The sequence below is a fragment of the Mycobacterium sp. NPDC003449 genome, assembly GCF_053588415.1.
In genome coordinates, this window is the sequence record NZ_JBSFPX010000009.1 from 51226 (window position 1) to 72722 (window position 21497).

Annotated in this window: 18 protein-coding genes; 5 read left to right on the plus strand and 13 right to left on the minus strand. The window is 66.1% G+C overall.

The genetic code is table 11. From position 1 onward, the window contains the following. Nucleotides 1-260: 260 nt before the first annotated feature. Nucleotides 261-1334 (plus strand): peroxiredoxin family protein, encoded by a 1074-nt coding sequence (locus tag ACWDTP_RS04845; RefSeq protein ID WP_450017115.1) that lies wholly within the window; start codon nt 261-263, stop codon nt 1332-1334. A gap of 177 nt (nt 1335-1511) precedes the next feature. Here the strand turns inward: ACWDTP_RS04845 and ACWDTP_RS04850 are convergent, their stop codons facing one another. Both ACWDTP_RS04850 and ACWDTP_RS04855 read right to left on the minus strand, forming a co-directional pair. After that, entirely contained in the window at nt 1512-2699 is a 1188-nt protein-coding gene (locus tag ACWDTP_RS04850; protein ID WP_450017117.1) for an amidohydrolase family protein, read from the minus strand. Between the two features lie 217 nt (nt 2700-2916). Next, nucleotides 2917-3879 (minus strand): PDR/VanB family oxidoreductase, encoded by a 963-nt coding sequence (locus ACWDTP_RS04855; protein ID WP_450017119.1) that lies wholly within the window; start codon nt 3877-3879, stop codon nt 2917-2919. A gap of 213 nt (nt 3880-4092) precedes the next feature. On the opposite strand from ACWDTP_RS04855, the gene ACWDTP_RS04860 reads away from it, so the two are divergent. Both ACWDTP_RS04860 and ACWDTP_RS04865 read left to right on the plus strand, forming a co-directional pair. Beyond that, a complete protein-coding gene (locus tag ACWDTP_RS04860) occupies nt 4093-6672 on the plus strand; it encodes an aldehyde dehydrogenase family protein (protein ID WP_450017121.1) in 2580 nt (859 codons plus the stop codon). A 132-nt stretch (nt 6673-6804) separates the two neighbouring features. Continuing rightward, nucleotides 6805-7212 (plus strand): GlcG/HbpS family heme-binding protein, encoded by a 408-nt coding sequence (locus ACWDTP_RS04865; protein WP_450017123.1) that lies wholly within the window; start codon nt 6805-6807, stop codon nt 7210-7212. 31 nt (nt 7213-7243) lie between these two features. Here ACWDTP_RS04865 and ACWDTP_RS04870 read toward each other — a convergent pair whose 3' ends face one another. The 7 genes from ACWDTP_RS04870 to ACWDTP_RS04900 all read right to left on the minus strand — a co-directional run bounded on the left by ACWDTP_RS04870 (nt 7244) and on the right by ACWDTP_RS04900 (nt 14074). Beyond that, nucleotides 7244-8170, minus strand: a complete 927-nt coding sequence (locus tag ACWDTP_RS04870; protein ID WP_450017125.1) for a TIGR03564 family F420-dependent LLM class oxidoreductase — start codon at nt 8168-8170, stop codon at nt 7244-7246. 82 nt (nt 8171-8252) lie between these two features. Next, nucleotides 8253-9095, minus strand: a complete 843-nt coding sequence (locus ACWDTP_RS04875; protein ID WP_450017126.1) for an HpcH/HpaI aldolase/citrate lyase family protein — start codon at nt 9093-9095, stop codon at nt 8253-8255. Nucleotides 9096-9102: 7 nt separating this feature from the next. After that, nucleotides 9103-9561 (minus strand): cupin domain-containing protein, encoded by a 459-nt coding sequence (locus ACWDTP_RS04880; RefSeq protein WP_450017128.1) that lies wholly within the window; start codon nt 9559-9561, stop codon nt 9103-9105. Between the two features lie 47 nt (nt 9562-9608). Continuing rightward, nucleotides 9609-10616 carry a Rieske 2Fe-2S domain-containing protein gene (locus tag ACWDTP_RS04885; protein WP_450017130.1) on the minus strand — a complete coding sequence of 336 codons (1008 nt, stop codon included), beginning with the start codon at nt 10614-10616 and terminating at the stop codon, nt 9609-9611. A 123-nt stretch (nt 10617-10739) separates the two neighbouring features. Then, nucleotides 10740-11741: a hypothetical protein gene (locus tag ACWDTP_RS04890; protein WP_450017132.1), complete on the minus strand. Its 1002-nt coding sequence runs from the start codon at nt 11739-11741 to the stop codon at nt 10740-10742. Between the two features lie 110 nt (nt 11742-11851). Next, a complete protein-coding gene (locus ACWDTP_RS04895; protein WP_450017134.1) occupies nt 11852-13027 on the minus strand; it encodes an acyl-CoA dehydrogenase family protein in 1176 nt (391 codons plus the stop codon). A 111-nt stretch (nt 13028-13138) separates the two neighbouring features. Beyond that, nucleotides 13139-14074, minus strand: coding sequence for an HpcH/HpaI aldolase/citrate lyase family protein (locus tag ACWDTP_RS04900; protein ID WP_450017136.1), 936 nt, complete (start codon nt 14072-14074; stop codon nt 13139-13141). 206 nt (nt 14075-14280) lie between these two features. On the opposite strand from ACWDTP_RS04900, the gene ACWDTP_RS04905 reads away from it, so the two are divergent. Next, nucleotides 14281-15489 (plus strand): CaiB/BaiF CoA transferase family protein, encoded by a 1209-nt coding sequence (locus ACWDTP_RS04905; protein WP_450017138.1) that lies wholly within the window; start codon nt 14281-14283, stop codon nt 15487-15489. A gap of 17 nt (nt 15490-15506) precedes the next feature. Further along, complete coding sequence (locus ACWDTP_RS04910) at nt 15507-16055, plus strand: MaoC family dehydratase (RefSeq protein WP_450017140.1); 549 nt, start codon at nt 15507-15509, stop codon at nt 16053-16055. On the opposite strand, the gene ACWDTP_RS04915 is transcribed toward ACWDTP_RS04910, so the two are convergent. The 4 genes from ACWDTP_RS04915 to ACWDTP_RS04930 all read right to left on the minus strand — a co-directional run bounded on the left by ACWDTP_RS04915 (nt 16018) and on the right by ACWDTP_RS04930 (nt 21496). Then, complete coding sequence (locus ACWDTP_RS04915) at nt 16018-17865, minus strand: hypothetical protein (protein ID WP_450017142.1); 1848 nt, start codon at nt 17863-17865, stop codon at nt 16018-16020. The genes ACWDTP_RS04910 and ACWDTP_RS04915 overlap by 38 nt on opposite strands. Nucleotides 17866-17890: 25 nt before the next feature. Further along, nucleotides 17891-19318, minus strand: a complete 1428-nt coding sequence (locus ACWDTP_RS04920; RefSeq protein WP_450017144.1) for an adenylate/guanylate cyclase domain-containing protein — start codon at nt 19316-19318, stop codon at nt 17891-17893. After that, nucleotides 19311-20747 (minus strand): MFS transporter, encoded by a 1437-nt coding sequence (locus tag ACWDTP_RS04925; RefSeq protein ID WP_450017146.1) that lies wholly within the window; start codon nt 20745-20747, stop codon nt 19311-19313. The genes ACWDTP_RS04920 and ACWDTP_RS04925 overlap by 8 nt, the downstream gene beginning before the upstream one ends. 146 nt (nt 20748-20893) lie before the next feature. After that, the gene (locus ACWDTP_RS04930; RefSeq protein WP_450017148.1) at nt 20894-21496 is read right to left on the minus strand and encodes a TetR/AcrR family transcriptional regulator; all 603 of its coding nucleotides are present in this window, start codon (nt 21494-21496) and stop codon (nt 20894-20896) included. Nucleotide 21497 lies beyond the last annotated feature (1 nt).

Sequence of the window (21497 nt, forward strand, 5' to 3'; positions counted from 1 at the left end):
CGGGCACCTCCATAGTCTTCCGCGCCATCATCTCCCGTCCGACCAGTAAACCACCGCGTACAAAATTTTAATAGTGGTTAACTATGGTTGCCGATACGTGGTGGGAGTCGGCGAGCACAATGCGGTTTCGAGTCGTGTGAATCGCAGCTTTTACGGTGATCACATGCTTCGACGCAGTACGTGCCAAACGGGGGCAACGCCGATCAGAGAAAGTGAACGACGGTTGACAAAACATGGTGTGGTGCGTTAGACACACTGCGATGCAGCTCCGGATGGCCGGGGTTGGCACAACGATGCCGGGCCCGGCGCAAACTTCCACCCAGATGTCAGGAAGTGGCAACATGCGAATCAATCAGACGATACTGGTCCCGTTGGGCGTACTAAATACCCTCATATTTGGGCTTTCGATCTTCCAAGCCGTGATGTCGGGCTGGGAGCTGACTTGGGTGGGAACGTCCATCGCCGCCGGCGCGTTCTTTGTATACACCGTGTTAAGCGTGTTCCTGCCGGCAACTAGGCGTACCTCAGCTCGCATATACTGGGCACAGATCCCTTCGCTTATCGGGTTGATCGTCGCGGCGTTCTCCACATTCCTCTCACCGAACGTGCATTCGCGAACGACGTATTGGCCGCTTGCCCTCGCGGTGGCCGGCTTCGCGATAATCTTCTGGTACACCTGGCTGTACGGTAATTACGATCGGATGGTCAACCCCGATTTGAAGGCGGGCAGCAGGCTTCCGGAGCTCACGTTCGAATCACTCGACGGCGAGCAGATCACTTCTGAGTCATTCGTCGACAGCAAGACTCTCATAGTCTTTTTTCGAGCGAATTGGTGCACGCTGTGCATGGGACAGTTGAAAGAGATTCGTGCACGTGCTGATCGGCTGGCGTCAGCCAACGTCAGAGTGAAGTTCGTATCCAATCAGCCTGTCACCAGATCGACCGAGCTTGCGCGAAAGCTCGACTTGCCATTACATTTCGAGATCCTGTACGACCGTGCCCTTTCTGCGGCTCGAGCGCTGAAGATCGTGGATGTCGGGGGAACACCGGCTGCCATGGTCGGATTTCCGAAGGACACGGTGATGGCGACCGTGATAGGACTTGACGAGGACAACCGCGTCTTGTATTTGAATGAACCCAAGCACTACAGGAACCGGCCACATCCGGACACATTCCTTCATGTTTTCGATGGTCAGTACGTCTCTACGGGCGACGACGGGCCACTCGGTACGAACGGACCGAACGCAGTCGAAGAGCCCGTTTGCAGTCTTGACTTCCCGGTTGAGCCGAAAACTCGCAATCAGCCGAATGCCGATGTGTGCGAGGACTGTTGATTTCATCCAGCTGCGACTGAAAGGGCTTACCAGCAGCTGTCGCGGGCCACAGCCGTCTGCAGGCCGATTCCGACAGCCTCGCACAGGTCGTCGCTCCCGCAGCGGCGCGCTGCCGGCGCGGGTGTTGGCCCACGCCGGCAGCCCTCCCCCTCGCCCCAACCGGGCTGCGCAGTCGCGTCAGCTCATCGCGGGCGTCGAGACATCCAGCTTGTAGACCGCCGCGGCGTTACCGGAGAGCGCCTTGGTCCGGAGCAGCGGATCGAGTGCGCCGTGCCCCTGGGCTGCGAACTCGGCCGGAGTCAGCGTGGTGCCGCCGCAGGGGCCCGGTGACAGGCTCGTGCCGTGTGGGAAGTCGGTGGAGAACATGAAGTTATCCGGGTAGAGCGGCAGCTTGTCCAACGTCGACTGTTCGAACCAGTAGGAGGCGTAGCACTGGCGTCGGAAGTACTCACTGGGCAGCAGAGGTAGAAGCTTGCTGCCGTTGTACTGCTTCCAGTACCAGTCGAGCATCTCGAGGTAGAACGGGAACTGCCCGAACCCGGTCTCGACGCTCACGAACTTCAGGTGGGGGAATCGTTCGCAGAGGCCACTGGTCAGCAGACGTCCGATCACTCCGGGCTGCGTCATGAAGGCGTCGATGCCGCCGACGATGTACTGCACGGCCTCTTCGGCCGAACCCTCGCGGATCTTCGCCCGCGCGCCCGTGTCCTCCGCCATCCGGTCCTCCATGGCCTCGAACCCCAGGTGGTAGTTGATCGGCACGTCGAAGTCCTGCGCCGCGGCGTACACGCGATCCCAGTGGGTGGACGTGAAGGCCGGCAGGCCGATTCGCTCGAACTTGTTCGCGAACAGCACCCCCTTGAAGCCCATTTCGACGCAACGCCGCATCTCGGTGACGGACGCGTCGATGTCCCAGAAGGGCAGCATCGCCAGCGACTGCAGCCGGCGGTGGTCGGCGGAGCACCACTCCCAGATGAAGTCGTTCCACGCGCGCACGCACTCGTTCGCGATGTCGGTCCCGAGCGGCATGAGCGCGGACGAGACGAAACCGATGATGTTGGGATACACGAATTGAATGTCGACACCGTATTCGTCGAGCCGCTTCAGCCGGTCCTCCGCACGGAACGCAGCCGGATCGATCTCGTCATACTCCCACGGACTCGACGGCAGAAACTCGTGCCAGCCGGCCTGGCTCGTCCCGCCGCCAGCGACGGGCCAGTACCAGACGTCGCCGACCCGCCAATGCCTGCGGCCGGTCTTCGGGTGCACTCCGACGCGCGGCACCACGTCAACGATCTTCTGTGAGACGCGCGAGGTCCACACGTCAGGCGGTTCGGTGATGTGTGAATCGGTGTCGACGATCACCCATGAGGGTTCCGGCGTGCGATCGTTGTCTGTACTCATGCCATGAAGTTAACTGCACCTCACTTAGAAGGTCAAGCCAGTCAGACAAATACCTATTGAAATGGTTTTTCATTGCACATCGACAGGTCATAGACCAAGTAAACGATTGTTATCTCTGATGTTTGATCGCTCGCGGCCGCGGCAGCCGGGCGAGCGATGCGACCGGGAGTCGGACTGCTCAGAGGTTCAGCTCGATCTCCGGTGACCTGCTTCTGCTGACGCAGATCATGATCGACTTGTTGGATGCGCGATCCCGCTCGGACAGGTAATCGTCCCGATGGTCGGGCACACCGCGGATCACCTCGGTCTCGCAGGTCCCACAGAATCCCTCGGTGCACGACGTCGCCACCTCTATGCCGGATTCCTCCAGTACGTCGGTGATCTTCCTGCCCGCGGGTATGCGTACCCGCCGGCCGGAGCCTGCGAGCACGACCACGAACTCACCGCTCTCGCGCTCGTCCGGGGCGGCGAGACGTGCACGGGCCCCGAAACGCTCGACGTGCGGATCATCGCGCCCGAGGGAGGCGCAGACGCTCTCCACCGCGGAGATCAACGGTTCCGGCCCGCAGCAGTACACCGCGGTGTCGGCGGGGAGTGACTCGATCTCGCCCTGCGGGTCGAGAAGTCCGTACTCGTCCTCGGGACGGACCCGCACTCGGGGTCCCAAGCCGGCCAGTTCTGCGAGGAACGCCATCGACGAGCGCCGGCGTCCGCCGTAGAGCAGCGTCCAGTCCTTGTCCGCCGCAGCTGCGGCGCGCACCATCGGCAGGATCGGCGTGATTCCGATGCCGCCGGCGATGAACAGGTAACGCGCGCTGTCCACCAACGGGAAGTTGTTGCGAGGACCCGCGACGGAGAGCTCCATGCCAGGGCGGAGCACCTCGTGCACGAACCTCGATCCACCGCGGCTCGTCGGCTCCAGGAGTACGGCGATGGTCCACCGGTCCCTCGTCGACGGATCGCCGCAGAGGGAGTACTGGCGAATGAGACCGTCCCCCAGGTGCACGTCGAGGTGTGCGCCGCAGAGGAACTCGGGCAGATCACCACCGTCGTCGCCCGCCAGGACGAGGGACAGGACTCCGTCGGCCTCCCAGCTCATTGTGCGTACGCGCAGCGTCCGCGTGTCGGTCAACCCGCTCACTCGTCGAACCTCCAGTTCTGGACTTCTACGTCGGCGTCCTGAAGACGGCCACCCTCCGCGGGGCCGGAGGCGAGGCGATTCGGATGGAGCGCCGTTGCAAACCAACGTTAACTGAAAGCTATCATTGGTCACAGATATCGCTTAAAGTGACGCGTATCTCAGCAGTGAAACGTCATTAACGACGCTTAACGCTCAGTCAACGAAGGAGTACTCATGGCAGACCGGAGCGCTTTCTACATCGGAGGCCGATGGGCCAGGCCCTCGTCGTCCGAACGGATTCGCGTGGTCTCCCCGCATACGGAGCAGAAGATCGCCGTGGTCCCCGCCGCCACGTCCGATGACATCGACGCGGCGGTCACCGCGGCACGATCGGCCTTCGACGACTGGAGTTCCACCCCGCTCGCCGAGCGCCTGGCCGTGGTCGAACGCATCGCCGCCGCCTACGCGCCGAGGGTGCCGGAGATCGCCGAGGCGATCACGTCACAGGTGGGCTCGCCCATCTCCTTCGCCAACGCCGCGCAGGCGGGGGGTGCCTGGATGATGCTCAACACGTTCATCGACATCGGCAAGGCGTACCCGTTCGAGGAGATCCGCAGCGGCGCCTTCGGATCCGATGTCCTGGTGCGTCGCGAAGCGGTCGGAGTCGTCGCGGCGATCGTGCCGTGGAACGCGCCGCAGTACCTCGCGATGGCCAAGCTGGCCCCGTCGCTGTTGGCCGGCTGCACCGTCGTTATGAAGCCCTCGCCGGAGGCGCCCCTCGACGCCTACATCCTCGCCGAGATCCTCGAAGAGGCCGGGGTGCCGCCCGGTGTCGTGAACATCCTGCCCGGTGGGGCCGACGCCGGCGATCACCTGGTCCGTCACGCGGGAGTCGACAAGGTCTCCTTCACCGGATCGACGGCGGCGGGCCGGAAGGTCGCCGCCGCATGCGGTAAGCGACTCAAGCGCGTGAGCCTCGAACTCGGCGGCAAATCGGCGGCGATCATCCTCGACGACGCGGACCTCGCGACGACGATGGAGGGCCTGAAGCTTGCCTCACTCGCCAACAACGGTCAGGCGTGCGCAGCGCAGACCCGCATCCTCGCCAGTCGCGAACGCTACGACGAGGTAGTGGACGCCCTGGCGGCCATGGTCGACGGCCTGACTGTCGGAGATCCGGCCGATCCCGCTACCGAGGTCGGACCCCTGGCGACCGAACGCCAGCACCGACGCGTCCAGAAGTACATCACGCTGGGGCAGGAGGAGGGTGCCCGCGTCGTCGTCGGCGGCAACGGACGTCCCGAGGGGCAGAAGCGCGGATGGTACATCCGCCCAACGGTTTTCGCCGACGCGTCGAACGACATGCGGATCGCACGGGAGGAGATCTTCGGCCCGGTGCTCACCGTGATCCCGTTCGACACCGTCGACCACGCGGTGGCGCTGGCCAACGACAGCGACTACGGGCTGGGTGGGTCGGTGTGGACCGCCGATATCGACCAGGGGATGTCGATCGCGCGCCGGGTCCGCGCCGGTACCTACGGCGTTAACCAGTACATGCCCGACTTCGTGGCCCCGTTCGGCGGTTTCAAGAACTCGGGACTCGGGCGCGAACTCGGCCGTGAGGGGATCGACGCCTACACGGAGCTCAAGAGCATCTCCGCACCGCACGTGACCGTTCAGTCGGCGACCGGCTGGGCCGCGGGCCTGAAGACCGACGCCGCGATCGTCTGGGGACAGAACGAGGAGTGGAGTGTCGAGTCCATCGACCTGGATCCGCCCAAAGCCGGTGAGGTGCTCGTGGAGTTCGCCGCGTCGGGACTCTGTCACTCCGACGACCATCTCGTCACGGGTGACCAGGGCGGGCTGTACCCGATCCTCGGCGGACACGAGGGGGCCGGCGTGGTCGTCGAGGTCGGCGCCGGGGTGACGCGGGTCGCGCCGGGAGACCACGTCGTCATGGGTTTCATCCCGTCGTGTGGACACTGCACGTCGTGCGTCAAGGGGCACTCCAACCTGTGTGACAACGGCGCCAACATCGCGCACGGACTGCAGATGGACGGTACGGCGCGCCACCACGCGCGGGGCCAGGATGTCCCCACGATGGTATGTCTCGGCACCTTCGCCAAATACAGTGTTGTGAACGAACTCTCGTGCATCAAGATCGACAAGGACATCCCGCTCGAACTCGCCGCCCTGGTGAGTTGCGGGGTTTCGACCGGGTGGGGCTCATCGGTGTACGCGGCAGAGGTGCAGCCGGGTGAGACCGTTGCGGTGATCGGCATCGGCGGTATCGGCGCGGCCGCCCTGCAAGGCGCGCGAGCAGCGGGAGCCGGTCGTATCATCGCGATCGACCCCGTCCAGCTCAAGCGCGATCTGGCTCCGAAATTCGGTGCTACGCACGTCTACTCGTCAATCGAGGAATCCATCGAGGCGATCCGCGAGGAGACGTGGGGCCAGATGTGCGACAAGGTCGTCTGCTCGATCGGAATCGGTCGCGGGGACCTGATGGCCTCGGTCATGGCGCTGCTGGGCAAGCGGGGTCGATGCGTGATCACGAACATGCATCCGATGTCCGAGACCACCGTCTCGTTGAGCCTGGCGGAGCTCACCATGATGGAGAAGCAGATCGTCGGCGCGTTGTTCGGATCGTCGAATACCAACTTCGACATCCCCCACCTGCTGGGCCTCTACAAGCGGGGGCAACTCGACCTCGAGAGCATGATCACCAACCGGTACAAGCTCGGCGACATCAACCAGGGGTATCGAGATATGAAGGACGGCAAGAACATCCGCGGCATCATCGTCTTCGACTGATCCCACGGCCGTTCCTCGGCGCCCGCCCAAGGTGGCGAGTGGAGCACCGCTCCGCTCGCCACGGTCGTCTCACACCCATCAACGCGACGAAACCTAGGATGTCCCATTCCAGAGCGCACACTCACATTGACGTTGGCCGGAGAACTGGTGAGCGCGGCGCTCGCCAACGCCGCCGAAGCCCGGCTCAACCCCATCTCCGTGGTCGTACTCGACTCCAGGGCCTGCGTGAAGGCGGCGGCTTCTCAGGACGGCGTCAGCCTGATGCGGGACCGGATCGCCCACGGAAAGGCGTACGGGTCTCTCGCGATGGGCGTCGGATCCAGGGCGCTCTACGAACGAGCCCAGGAGCAGCAGTACTTCATCAGCGCCGTGAACACGCTCGCCGAAGGCCGGCTGGTGCCCGTGCCCGGAGGCGTCTTGATCTACGGCGACGACGTCCTGCTCGGGTCGATCGGCATCAGCGGGGACAGCTCGGACAACGACGAGGCGTGTGCGGTCTCGGCGATCGACTCCGCCGGGCTGCAACCGCGGACCGCGTAGCGCGGCGAGTCCGCACCGCGGGAGCCGGTCGTCAGCCGGCACCCGCGAGACGGTGGACGGCGCGCAGGGCGGCGCCGTCGGTCTCCAGCGGGTAGAGGATCAGGTCGGTCGCACCGGCGTCGCGATATCGCCCGAGATCGACGAGCGCGCCGTCCTGGTCGCCGATCACGGCGATGTCAGAGGCGCTCGAACACCCCTCCCGACCGATCACCTCGCGGTACGACTCCACCTTGTCGTAGTCGCCCAGCCCCCGTCGTGCGGATTCACGTCCGCCGGCGACGTCGTCGCTGAGCACGACGGGCACGATCGCCACGATCCTCGGCGACGGTCGTCCGGCTCGGCCGGCCGCTCGGTCGAGAGTCGGCCTGATGAAGGTGGCGATCGTCCGCGGTCCGGCCAGAAAGGTGATCACGCCGTCGGCGAGTTCACCGGCGGCGGCCAGTGATTGCTCACCCATCGCCGCGACGTACACAGGCACCGCTCCCCCGCCGGCGACGGCCGCCGAGTACTCGCCGCCGGGCAGCCGGCGTGCGGTGACGTGGTCCCCCGCGAAGTCGACGCCTCCCGAGTGGAAGACCGCGTTCAGCACCCGCAGGTACTCCCGCAGCCTCCCGATCGGCTTGCGAGGAGTCAGTCCGAACGTTCGCCGTTCGAGGCTGTGGCCGGCCAATCCTATTCCGAGACTGAACTTTCCGTGCGACGCCGCCATCACGGTTTGCGCCGATGCCGCGACGACGAGGGGATGACGGGGGTTGATCGACACCGCCGCGGTCCCGACCTGCAGCTCCGGTAAGGCGGTGGCCACGACGCCGGCCAGGGTGATCGCGTCGAGATCGAACTGTTGACCGAACCAGACGCGACGCGCACCCTGCTCGTGTGCGGACCGCGCCTGTGCCAGCGCCGCGTCGACGTCGTTGATCGATCCCGCGACGCGCCGGATGAGCACTCCCGATGTCAACGCATGCCTCCCACGCCGGTGCTGGTTCGCACGGATCGAAACGACAACCCACGATTCGAACGGTGACCCCGCCCGGACGGCGTCACGTCCGAGCGGGAGTCGTTGCCGCCGGAGTCGTCGCGTGCCGCACCCGTGCGATCAGTCTCTCCGCCCGTGCGACGACCGGCGCGTCCACCAACTGCCCGTTCATGCTGAACGCTCCGCGGTGATGCAGTGCCGCGTTCACGACGCTCTCGGCCCACCGGATCTCCGTCGCCGTAGGACGGAAGAACTCGTGGACCACGCCGAGCTGACGCGGGTGAATGCACATCTTCGCCGCCATTCCCAGCCGCTTGGCTGCGACGCAGTCGCCGACCAGCGCGTCGTAATCGGAGATCGCGAGCGACGGCCCGTCGATGGGCCCCGGCAGTCCCGCTTCGGCGCTCGCGAAGGCGAGCGCCGAACGCGGCGCGGCCAGGAAGTGTTCGGTGATCTCGACACCGAGTTCGGCGGCGAGGTCCGCCGGCCCCAACGCGAGGTTGCTCGGTGACGCGCTGGCGATATCGTCACGCATCCGCAGGCCGCGGGCGGATTCGATGAGGGCGACAACGGACACCCGCGCGCCCAACATCGCCTTGATCAACGGTATCTGTTGTGGTTCTTCGGCTTTCGGAAGCACAACACCGCTAACCCACTCGAGATTCCGGATCAGCGACAGATCCGACTCGAGCGTGTGCTCCGCCGAGTTGTTGACCCTCACCGTCAGTGGTCGACAGGGACTCAGACGCTTCAGAATCGACCGCGCCGGCCCTTTGCGTTCCTCCGACACTCCGTCCTCGAGATCGACGATCACCTCGTCGGCCCCGCTCGCCGCCGCCTTGAGCACCCGCTCAGGACGGTCAGCCGGTACGAACAGATACGATGCCGCCGACGGGGTCGTCCGCATCGTTCCGCTAGAAGAGGACGTTGGGCCGCGGCAGCCCCGCCTCTTCGCAGCCAGCCAGGTAGTGCTCCGCCATCTGCGCCAGTGTGAGTGAGCGGATCACTTCAGTGCCCGTCGCGTCGACGAATTCGATCACGCCGTGGTTGATGAAGAAGACCTCGGACACCTCAGGACCGTTCAGGAATTTGTGCACGACACCCGGCGTCTCGTAGACGTAGGTACCAGGTCGGTACTCGTAGGTGCGGTCGTGGCCCCATGCGCCGCGAGACGTGAAGCCGAAAACCGGTGCCAGGTGACGATGCAGCCCCTGTTCGGCGCCCGGCTGGGCGCGCAACTGGGTGGCGACGAAGTCCTCGTCGGGACGGGCGTGGATGATGCGCAGTTCCGCTTCCGGCCCCACGGGCACCCACGGGAGGTCGTCCGAAGCCATGTGCAACGTGCGCGCCATATCGCGTTCGGTGATCGTCATTGAATTGCCTTCCCTTCGTTCGGTTCCGTCACTCGCCGGCACCGATCTCATCCGTTCTGAAACTCGAGCTCCCGCAACGTTGTCCGTGGATACCCGCGCGCATAGCGCAGGTACTGCGCGAGTGTGCGATCCGACCGGACGAACATATTGGCGCCGGGTCGCAGCGAGTTCAGCACCGGTAGGTCCTCGTTGAAGAGCTGGAAGTGCATCTTGGCGAGCACCTCGAAGTCGGCCTCGACGTCACCTTCGGTCCGTCCGTCGACTCCCGCGGCGGCAGTGGTCAGAATCAGGTAGAACTTCGTACCCTTGCCGCCCAGCGGCGCGCCCGCACCGATGTGCTGGGTGAGCTGACCCTCGCGCTTGCCGTGCGAAATCAGGCTGTTGGTGCCGAACATCTGCAGATTCCAGTCGAGTTCTCCGCCGTGCGGATTGCTCATCTTGAAGGCGCTGTCGATCGAGTGCTCGTTCACCACGAACGACGCGGCGTCGGCATCGATCGGCGACGAGTGCAGCACGCGCAGGTGCTGGTAGTCGAAGGCGTTCGACGCGAAGATCCACGGGTCCACTTTGAGCGGCTCGTCGAACGGAACTTCGAGCGTTCGGGTGGTGATGGTCTCCGGGTCCCATTCCACGAGCTCCGGTACCGGATACAACGGCGTCGTACCGAGGAAGACCCACACCAGCCCCCGTGATTCCTCGGTGGGCAACATGGTGAGGTTGGCGTTGCTGGGGATCCGGTCCCCGGACGGGATGTTGGAGCACCGTCCGTCCGGCCCGTAGTGCCAGTGGTGGAAGGCGCATCGCAGTTCGTTACCCACCACCGCGCCACTGCTGAGATCGGATCCCATGTGCTTGCAGTACGGAATGGCGGTCCGGACGATTCCGTCGTCGCCGCGGAACAACACGATGCGATCGTCACAGAACTCCATGCCGATCGGCCTGCCGGTCGGAATCTCCTCCGACAGCGCGACCGGGTACCAGCACTGGTGGTACCCCTCGCCCGGAAGGATCATCACATTCGCCTGTTCGCGGTCCGCGACCCGTGGGCTGGCCATCTCTATTCCTCCTTGATCACCGAATGGGCTGGGCTGAAACGGAACTCGCATGCGGTTCATCGGACTGCCGGCACGGCGTCGGACGTACGTCGCCGCGCGTCCTGCGCGTGACGAGGACGCGGATCACGACAGGCTCCGCCGGTTCTGCAGATGCCCGCGCGCCTTCACGGCCTCGAAGTAGGCGTGATCCTTCTCATCGGCGAACACCGGCTCGGCGCCGTCCTGAGAAGACCAGATCTCCAGGAACCGGACACCGTCCGGCCCGGTCAGCGCGTCGCCGTACTCGAATTCGGCGTCGACGATCTTCGACTCTCCGGGCCGAAGCCACGTTCCGTCCATGTACATCGCGCCTTCAAGCACCAGGTTGATCGCGTCGGCGTGGTGGATGTGTCGTCCGCGGAGTCGGTCGCCGGGTCCGGGCGAGACGTTCAGAACACCCACGGTGGGCGCCGTGGGATCCTCGACACTGCCCAGCACGATGAAAGCGGTGCGCGCGTTCAGCACCGGCGGACCCCATGGAAGCGCCTCGTCGTGCAGCGACGTGCGCATCATGCCCTTCGGAACCGCGCCGCCGGTGCGTCCCTCCGACATCCGGGCGTCGGCGTCGGCACTGTCGTGAACCTTGATGCCGCGCCGGCCCCTGTGCGTCGGGCGTGCCGGAAGCAGCGTGAAGGGATCCTCGCTGAGGCCCGATGCCGCGGCCGCCACGGAACCCCGCAGGTCCTCGAACCGCTGCGCGTCGGCGGAGTCGGTGAACCGGGGCGGTAGCCCCGATCGCTTCGCGAACAGCAGCAGTAGGGTCACGCCCTCGGGTCCGACGACGAGATCGCCGTGGGGCACCCCGGCCTCGACGATCTGCATCTCACCGGGCAGGAACCACCTGCCGTCGATCTCGGCCGACCCGTCGACGACGGTCAGCATCACCGGAGTGTCGTGCACTCGTTCGCCGGCGATGCGGTCCGCCACATCGCGGTCGGCTTTGAGGAAGATCGCGACCGGCGAGTCGGCCTCACCGCGGCGCCCGAAGAACAGTGCGTTGAAAAGTATTCCGCCGTCACCGACCCATCCGGCGTCATCGTGGATCGAGACGACTCGAGCACCGGGGGCCGCAGGAGCACTAGTCACGTTGTTCCTTTCCTTCGGACTTCGTTGTCCGCGAGTTGAGCGCAAGAATACCTCTAAACGGGGGCATTGTTCCGTTTTTGTTCACAGTGTTCACTCAGCGTGAGTTCGGCTCAATGATCGGACTTCCAGCGTCGAAGGAGCCCGCGCGCGATCACGATCCGCTGGATCTCGTTGGTTCCCTCGCCGATGATCATCAGTGGAGCGTCGCGCAGGTAGCGCTCGACGGGAAAGTCCTTGGTGTAGCCGTAGCCACCGTGGATTCGCATCGCCTCGGTCGCCAGCTCGAACGCGGTTTCGGACGCGAACAGCTTGGCCATGCCCGCTTCGACATCGGCACGCTCTCCGAGGTTGAACCTCTCGGCGGCCGACCTGACCAGCAGCCGGGAGGCCTCGAGTTTGGTGGCCATGTCGGCCAACTTGAACTGGATGGCCTGGTGCTTGTGAATCGGGACGCCGAACGTTTCGCGCTCGTGGACGTACCGCATCGAGGCGTCGTAGGCGGCACGCGCAACTCCCAGCGCGCGGGCGGCCACGTTGATGCGTCCGAGCTCGAGCGAGGCCAGGATGAACTGCATTCCCTTGCCGAGTCCCTCGTCGCCGCCCAGAATCGTCGACGCGGCGACCCGGTGGTCGACGTAGGACATCTCGACCGTTTCGAGACCCTTGTAACCCAACTTCTCGATGTTGCGGCTCACGCTGATGCCCTCGAACGCCGCGCCTGGCTCCTTCTCGACGAGGAAGCAGGTGATGCCCTCGGGAGTGCGGGCGGCGAGGGCGACCAACCCCGCGCGGGCGCCGTTGGTCACCCACATCTTGGTTCCGTTGATGACGTAATCGTCGCCGTCGCGCAGCGCCTGACAGCGCAGAGCCTGTGCGTCCGAACCGGATTCGGGCTCCGACAGGGAGAACGCCGCGCGCACCTCGCCGGTCGCCATCCGGGGCAGCCAGTACCCCTGTTGCTCCGCGGTGCCGAAGCGCTCGATCAGATTGGCCGCGATCGTGTGGGTGTTGAGGACGCCGGCCAGCGACATCCAGCCGTACGACAGCTCCTCGACGAAGCGCGCGTAGGTCAGCACGTCCAGGCCCAGGCCGCCGTACTGCTGGGGAATCCGTGCACCGAACAGACCGAAGGACTTCATCTGCTCGACCCACTGAGTCGGAAACTCGTCGCGGTGCTCGAATTCGGATGCCTGCGGTATCACGACCTTGGCCACCCAGGACCGAACCTGCGCCACGAGCTCCTCAATGACCTCGGGCTCGATGGCCTCCAGCGTTTCAGACGTCATCGCGCACCGTCGCTACCGCCCGTCGGACGGCCGCCCGCCTCGGGTATTGCATGCCATCTCCTCGATTCTGTTGCAGTCAAGTGCTTTTCGTCCGGCGATCGTCGTCGACGCCTAGGTGTCCAGAATGGATCGCATGCTGTCGGCCATCGCGCCGACGTGTTGAGCCTCCAACTTCGGCAGACCCTCGGACGGGCCCACGCCGAATGCCGCGGCCAAGTCGATTTCGCGCCGTCCCCACTTCACCTTGTTCGGCGGGAACATCTCCCCGTTGACGAAGACGTGCGTCTGCGCCTCCTCGACGAGTGGCACGATGCCCGACCAGAAGTCGATGTCCGCCTGGGTCGGAGTGAAGATCTCGTTGACCACGGCGATGTGCTCGGCGATGGGAAGCACGATCATTCCGTAGTAGCCGATCCGGTGAGTCTGCTCTGCGAAGTTGCGCAGTCCCTGCTCGTCGTCGAGCGGATTCCACAGTCCGCCGAGCGGGTAACGCACGCCCGCAGCGCGCGCGTCGATGATGCACTTCTGCCGGATGTAGGTGGTTTCGGCCATTCCCGGAGTCCAGCGGAATCCGATCGAGAGAGCCGGATCCCCGTTCTTGGATACGAGTCCGCCCATGTAGGCCGTGCGCGGGGTGGCTGCGGCGACTTCGTACGCCTGCCGGACCCCCTGCGCGGTTTCGAGTAACGGCGTGATGTGGATGGAGCCCTGATCGAGGCCCTGCCGTCGCTCGAAGTACGCCAGTAGGCGGTCGAGGATGATGACGTCGTTCGGGTGTTCGACCTTCGGAACAAGCACGGAATGCAGTCCCGGACGGACGATCGCCTCCAGATCGGCCAGGATCTCGTGATTGTCCACCTTGTTGACCCGCACGAACACCGGCGTCTCGGAACCGAACTCGTCGATCACCGCGCTGATGTTGTCTCGTGCAGTGGGCAGTTCGGCGCGTGGGACCTGATCTTCGAGATCGAAGGCGACCGCGTCCGCACCGAGTGTGAAGGCCCGTCTGAGCCGGTCCCGGTCGGTGCCCTCGTCGAAGGACAACACGAGCGAGCGGAGCGGACGTTCACGTACCTGCACAACTACCTCCGGTGAGTTAGTGATCGCTAATAGCGGATTATGTCACCGATCAGATGACATGGCAAGAAGCGTTGCCGAGCTGGAAGTTCGTTGTTCTGGCTCGGAATGGCACGATGATAACGATTGTTAACTCAAGCTTGCATTGGACGTGGGTGGTTCGTATAGTCCGTGCGGTGCGACCTGTGCTGGCCGACCTCCGCGTCGTCTCCGTAGAGCAGTACGGTGCGGGCCCCTTCGCGACACTCCACCTGGCCGATCTGGGCGCCGAAGTCATCAAGATCGAGGACCCGGCCCAGGGTGGCGACGTCGGGCGTTACGTGCCCCCCTATCGCGAGGGTGAGGACAACCTGTTCTTCGAGACGTTCAATCGCAACAAGCTGAGCGTGTCGGTGGACATCCGGACGCCGGGCGGGCGCGAGATCTTCGACGATCTCGTTCGGGTAAGCGATGTGGTCTTCTCCAACCTGCGCGGCGATCTCCCCGACCGCTTGAGGATCCGCTACGAGCATCTCGCGCACATCAACCCGATGATCGTGTGCTGCTCGCTCAGCGGGTTCGGCATGATCGGCCCGAGATCCGCGGATCCGGGATACGACTACGTGCTTCAGGGGCTAGCCGGCTGGATGGCACTCACCGGTGAGCCCGACGGTCCCCCCACCAAATCCGGATTGTCGCTCGTCGACTTCTCCGCGGGAGTCGTCGCGACGGCGTCCATTCTCGCCGCGGTTCACGCAGCGCGTCGCGACGGTCGCGGAATGGACTGCGATGTGAGTCTTTACGACACGGCGATGTCGATGCTCACCTATCTCGCGACCTGGCACCTGACTGCGGGTCACGAGCCGGCCCGCTATGCCAACTCGGCGCACCCGTCGCTCGTGCCCTTCCAGGCGTTCCAGGCCGCCGACGGCTGGCTGGTGATCGGGTGTGCGAAGGAGAAGTTCTGGTCGAAGTTGGCGGGAGTGCTCGAACGCGAGGACCTCGCCGCCGAGCCGCGTTTCAGCGATTTCGCCGCCCGGTACGCCAACCGGGCCGAGCTGCTGCCGATTCTGGAGGAGATTCTGCTGCGGCGAACGGTGACCGAATGGGTGGATCTCCTTGGTGCAAACGGTGTTCCGTGTGCGCCGATACGAACCGTGGCGGCGGCACTCGCCGATCCGCATCTCGAGGCACGTGGACTCGTGGTCGAGACCGCTCATCCCGAGTTCGGCGTGGTTCGCGCCCTGGGAAGCCCGGTGCGCGCCGGTGAGACGCCGACCGCTCACGTGCGGGCGCCACGGCGACACGAGAGCGCCGACTACGTGTTACGGGAGCTACTCGGGTACGACGAGAGTCGTGTCGACGAACTGACCACCGGCGGCGCCTTCGGGGCGCCGTGGAACTGAAATCGACGGGAGACGCGATGAACGGTGCACTGGGTAAGACGGGGTCGGGCCGCTGGTTCGAGGACTTCGCCGTGGGTGACGTGTTCCGCCATCCGCTCGGACGCACCGTCACCGACACCGACAACGCGTGGTTCACCCTGCTGACGATGAACACCAACCAGCTGCACTTCAACGACCACTACTCGAGTCAGGCGGAGTTCGGCAGGCAGCTCGTCAACTCGGGTTTGAGCGTCGCCATGGTCCTGGGTATCAGCGTCTCCGATATCAGCCAGAACGCGGTCGCCAACCTCGGATGGGAGGAGATCCGACTTCTGCACCCGCTGTTCGTCGGCGACACCCTCTACGCGGACAGCGTCATCACGGAGGTGCGCGCGTCGAACAGCCGGCCCCACGCCGGCGTCGTGTCGTGCTTCACCCGTGGACTCAACCAGTACGGCGAAACCATCCTCACCTTCCGGCGGAGCGTGATGGTGCACCGTCGCGACTCACCGGCCGCACCGGCGTACTTTCCCGCCGCGGCGGAGCCCATCACCGATGTCGTGGGCCTGTCGAGCCCCTCGCCTTAGCAGGGTGCCGGTGGCGGCGCCGACGCCGCTGAACCGTGTGCGCTAGGGTCGCGCGCCGGGTCGTGCTGGACCATTCGACGTGACCGGCGAACCCCAATCGCGCTGACACGGTGTGGTAGTCGGCCATCAGACGTCCGTACACGAGGCCGTCCCCCGTTCGGCGGGCGAGTTCGGCACGTGACCGGGCCAGCCAGAGTTCACGGACCGCGTGTCCATCGGCGGTCGGCAGCGTCGCCAGTCGGTCGATCGCCTCCGCGGCCTCCAGCGATTCGGCCCGCGTTCCGCCGCCGACCAGCAGCGCCTCGACGAGTAGGGCGGTCGCCGGCGATGCCCAGGAGACGAAGCCCTGGTGAGCGTTCATCTGCCTTTCCACGATGGCACGCAATCGTGGTATCGGCGAGTCGTCGCCGCCCCGGCGGCCGCGCTCTCTCGCCAGGTAGGCATCGGCGATGGGGAGACGCGAGGACACGGCTTCAGACTGCAGTGCGTCCTCCCCCAACTCCGACAGCACGCGGTACCCGCGGTCGCGGTCAGCCGGCGAAGGGCGATGGACGAGTGCGACGCCCAGCGTTGCGCGCGCGCCGTGCACCGCGATGGTGTCGCTCGAATCCTCGGAGATCCGAACCGCGCGTTCGATTTCCGTAACGGCGAGTTGATCGACGGCCAGTACCCCCGCTGCGATCGCCGGCAGGTACACACTGCAGACCACTGCGGCGAACGACGGCGGGTCGACGCCTCGGGCGATCTCGAGACTCCTGTCGATGTCGCCCTGCCAGCCTGCCCGCCCGAGCCAGTAACGGACGCTCGCCCGCTGCGCGAAGGCGAGGGCCAGCGACCACTCCCGCCCGACGGCGGGCGTTCCGCTGTCCTCGGCGATGTCGATCACCCGGTGTGTCCACCGTTCCGTGTTCGTCCAGCGACCGGGCCACGTGCGCTCGCGTGTCCGCTGATGGTCGCGACCGCCGCGTCCGGTGGCGTCCATGGCATCGAACGCCACTGCGGCAGCTGCGGCGAGTCGGGTCCCGTCCTCGATTCGTCCCTGTTGGACATGGGCCTTCAACATTCCGGCCATGCCGATGAACAACGACTCCCTGTCGCACGCCGCGGTGCAGAGCAGGAGCAGCTCGTTGAAGCGCTCGACCGCCGTGTCGATCGGCACGTGGGCGGCCATACCGCACAGCATTCGTCGCGGCGCGATCGACATCGCCGGTTTGAGTGGGTCGTTCGACGGTAGTCCGTCCGCGATCCGACGTGCCCGTTCCGAGCTGACGCGCATCGCCGCCGCGTCTCGATCCGCTGCCCACTCGGCTGCGCGCACGTGCCACGCGTACGCATCGTGGACGTCTCCGGCGTTCTCCAGGTGTTCGGCGATGAGGGACGCGTTCTGCTCGATGTTGTCGTGATCGCCGGCCGCGATCGCGGCCGCGACTCGACGGTGCATCTGCGCACGGTCCGCACTCAACTGCGACTCGTACGCGACGGCGCGTACCAGGGGATGCCGAATCGAGTACAGCGGCGGCGGCCCGGGCGCCACGACCTCGACGAGTTCGGCCGCTATCAACTCGTCGACGTCGACGTCGACGTCGACGTTCAGCTGACCCAGGAGGTCGCCGCCGAATCGTGATCCGATGACGGCCGCCGAACGCAGTGTGCGCTTACCCGTCGGGCTGAGTCGGTCGATCCGGGCGGCGAGTGTGGATTGCAGGGTGGCGGGAACCCGCACGTCGCCGATGTCGACCGAACACGTGTAGTCGCCCCGGTTGCCTTCGAGGACGCGCTGTTCGGCGAGTTCCCGGACGATCTCCTCCACGAAGAACGGGTTTCCCGCCGCTCGCTCACGGATCGTCTATCGGGCCCAACGACGGGTCGGTACCGAGCAGCTCGTCGATCAGGGAGGTGGTCTCACGCTCGTTCAGAGGGCCCACGTCGACGGTGATGGCGCCGGCGACGTGCCTCAGACCGCCCCGGTACTCGGGCCGGCACGTGATCACCACGACCGAATACGTCCGCGGTCCCTCGGCGAGGATCTCGGAGAGCATGCTCTCACTCGCCTCGTCTATCCAGTGGACGTCCTCGACCACGAAGACGGCGGGCACTGTCCGGTCGAGTTGTGCCGTGTTCACCAGCGCGGTGAGACGGCGGCGGCGCTCGTCCGGATCGATCCCGGGCGGCGTCGAGCAGGTGTCCCCGATGCCCAGGAGGTCGTCGAGCAGGTGCAGGTCGACGGACGCCGCCGAGGGCAGTTGCACGCGTAAGGCCGCACGCGCGGCTTGCTGATCGAGACCGCCGATCCCCCAGAGCTGGCGAAGAAGTCGTCCGACCACGCCGAACGGGACGTCTGTGGCATGGGATTCGCACGAACTGACGAACACGTCGGTACCGGCCGCCCGCGCGCACGCCGACGTCTCGGCGACCAGTCGGCTCTTACCCGCTCCCGCCGCACCGACCACGCACAGAACGGATCCGGGTCCGCCTTCCGCCGTGTCGAGGCTTCGCGATAGCAGCGCGAGTTCGTCGGATCGTCCGACCAGTGTTGACGCACCGGGACCGGATGCGCGTTCGAGCGCCATTCCGAGCAGTCGTCTCGCCATCGCCGGGCGGTCGAAGCCCTTGACGTGCACCCGTTGGACGGCGCTGAGGACGGTGGAGCGTTCGACGAGACGGGCCGTCGACGTGCTGACCAGGATCCCGCCGGGCGGTGCGGCCGATTCCATCCGCTGCGCCATCCCGACGTGTTCGCCGATTGCGGTGTAACCTATTGCCGCCGAGGCTATTCCGCCCGCGATGACCTGCCCGGAGCTGAGTCCCACCCGGAGCTTCAGCTCGACGCCGTCTCGCCGGTACACCGATTCGGCGAGCGCCGCCATCTCCTCCTGGATGGCGATGCTCGCGCGGCAGGCTCTCGTGGCGTGATCTTCAAGTGCCAGGGGCGCACCGAAGAGCGCCATGATGCCGTCGCCGGTGAACTTGTCGAGTGTGCCGCCGTATCGCCTAACGCACGCCGTCGCCGATTCGACGAGGCCGCCGAGGATGTCGCGTAACCGCTCGGGGCCGACCGCGGCGGCGATCTCCATCGAGTGCACGACGTCGGCGAACATCACCGTCACCTGCTTGTACTCCGCGATCTCCACGCCGGCGACGGCGACTCCGCAGGCGTCGCAGAACCGCGCGCGGGCCCGTAGCCGGGTTCCACACGGTGCGCAGAGGGGGCCGTCGCCGTCCGCTCCGGCGGAACCACCGGCATCGCAGGGGTTTTCATCCATCGGGTTTCGAGCGCCTCAGCCCGACGATCACCGCGGTCGCCACCGCGGTCGTCATCGCGATGACGGCTGCGGCGACGGCAGCGGCGGTGTACCCGTCCGCGAGCGAACTCGCACCGCCGGTGGAACCGACGGACTGCAGCACGGCGCCGCACAGTGCGCTGCCCGCGGCGACGCCGAGTGTGCGCGCCATGAGGTTGAAGCCGATCGCGCTCGCGGTCTGATCCGGGGCGACACTCTCGACGATCAGCAACGACGCCGCGGCGAACAGGATGCCCACCCCGGTCCCGACGAGCGCCATGACGGTGACGACACTCCAGATCCCCGACCGCATGGAGGCGAACGCCACCGCCGCCGCGGCGCAGATCGCGCAGGCCAACGGGATCAGCGCGGCGGTGCATCTGCGCGGGATCCGCGCGGTGTACCGGCTCGCGACGAAGCTGGTCGCCGAGAACGACACGAGAACGGTGCCGGCGGTCAGAGCACCGCCGTGGACGCCGAGGCCCGACCCGAGTGACGTCTGCACGTAGCGACTGGCCAGCGAGATCAGGGCGTACGCGGCCAGGCCTCCGGCGAGGACACCGCCGGATGCGGTGACCATCAACGGACTGGTCAGGTGTCTCAGATCGACCAGCGGCGTCTCGCTGCGCAGCTCGCGGCGCGCCCAGGCGGCTCCCAAGAGCACACACGGCACTGCGCCGCCGACGGCGAGCGGCACGGGCAGAGCGCCGGACCCGGCGTTGTCGGCCAGTAGGAGGAGGCCGACCACGGCGGCTCCCAGCAGGAGGACTCCGACGACGTCGATCCGCACGGGCTCACGGTCGCCGCGGTCGGGGGGCAGGCTTCGCGCCGCCAACGCGAGCGTACCGACGACCACTGCCAGCCCGGCCGCGTACGCACTTCGCGGACCGCCGTACTGCGAAAGAGCCCCTGCGGCAGGGTATCCGAGCCCGATGCACGCGACGGACGCGATCGACAGCACGCCGATCGCGGAGCGCGCGCCCGCGTCGGGCAGGACGTCGCGAGCCGCTCCGATCACCAGAGGTGTGAGCCCGAAGCCCACCCCCTGCAGTACCCGCCCGACGAGGACACCGGTGAACCCCAGTGGCGCGACGGTGCACAGCCCGCCCGCGGCGACGATTGTCAGGGTCGTCACGATGACCCGTCGACGATTCGGGCCGTCACCGAGGCGGGCAATCACCGGGATCGCGAAGCAGCCGCTGAGCAGGGTCACGGTGAGGGTCCATTGCGCGGCCGCCGGTGACACGTCCCAGTGCCGCGATACGTCGGCCAGCAGTGGGGGGCCGAGGCTTCCGGTGACCGCCACGACGAGTTCGATGGCGACCAGCGTGCCGAGGAGTCGTCCCGGCCGGTCCCGCCGGGCGGACGATCGTCGCGGGGGGCCGGTCGCGTCCGCGCGGACGTCCCTCATCGCGCGCACGGCACCCGTGGTGTGACAGTGCCGCGAGTCGCCATCATGTTAACGAATATTAACATACGGCCGTTTTGTGCGACCGTCGTGGAATCGGATGCGGATCGGGGAGCCGCCTCCTCCGGATCGGCGGCGGGGTTGCCGACCTACCACCCGATCGCGAGTGCCGCGACCGATTGCTCCGAGCGGTGCGGTTGCGCGGCGGCACGGCCCGTCCGCGCGGCGACACCGTCGAGGATGAGTCCGAGCACCACGGCCAGGTTCTCGTTCGCAGGCGTCTCATCGGCGGTCGCGTCCATCCCGGTGGACGGGCGTCCGCGTGTGAGCGCGAGCGCGTCGTTGACCGTGATGGTGAACAGGGTGGTGCAGTAGGCGATGGACTCGCCGCGGCTCATGCCCTCGCCGACTCCGAGATCGACGAGAGCCTCGAGGTGGCTCGGGCACTCCGCCAGGATCCGGTCCCGGGCGATCTCCGCGAGGTGGGGGTGCGACACGAGTTCGCGATGCAGAGCAGTGCACCACGACACCGCGGCGCGGGCCCACGTTTCCGAATCGTCGACGTGGACGACGATTCGAGACGCCCACATATCGGCGACACCTCGAATGAGGTTGTCGCGGTCGTGGATTCGCTTGTACAGCGTTCGCGTCGAGATGTTCATGTCGGCGGCGAGGCGTCGGACCGTCAGGGCCTCGGCGCCCTCACGGTCGATGATGGTCAATGCGCTTTCGCAGATGGACGCCGCGGACACC

Coding starts and splice junctions, on each gene's coding strand:
- ACWDTP_RS04910 (WP_450017140.1), top strand. CDS start 15,507: ATGAACGGTGCACTGGGTAAGACGGGGTCGGGCCGCTGGTTCGAGGAC.
- ACWDTP_RS04860 (WP_450017121.1), top strand. CDS start 4,093: ATGGCAGACCGGAGCGCTTTCTACATCGGAGGCCGATGGGCCAGGCCC.
- ACWDTP_RS04895 (WP_450017134.1), bottom strand. CDS start 13,027: ATGACGTCTGAAACGCTGGAGGCCATCGAGCCCGAGGTCATTGAGGAG.
- ACWDTP_RS04880 (WP_450017128.1), bottom strand. CDS start 9,561: ATGACGATCACCGAACGCGATATGGCGCGCACGTTGCACATGGCTTCG.
- ACWDTP_RS04885 (WP_450017130.1), bottom strand. CDS start 10,616: ATGGCCAGCCCACGGGTCGCGGACCGCGAACAGGCGAATGTGATGATC.
- ACWDTP_RS04845 (WP_450017115.1), top strand. CDS start 261: ATGCAGCTCCGGATGGCCGGGGTTGGCACAACGATGCCGGGCCCGGCG.
- ACWDTP_RS04920 (WP_450017144.1), bottom strand. CDS start 19,318: ATGGATGAAAACCCCTGCGATGCCGGTGGTTCCGCCGGAGCGGACGGC.
- ACWDTP_RS04925 (WP_450017146.1), bottom strand. CDS start 20,747: ATGAGGGACGTCCGCGCGGACGCGACCGGCCCCCCGCGACGATCGTCC.
- ACWDTP_RS04875 (WP_450017126.1), bottom strand. CDS start 9,095: ATGCGGACGACCCCGTCGGCGGCATCGTATCTGTTCGTACCGGCTGAC.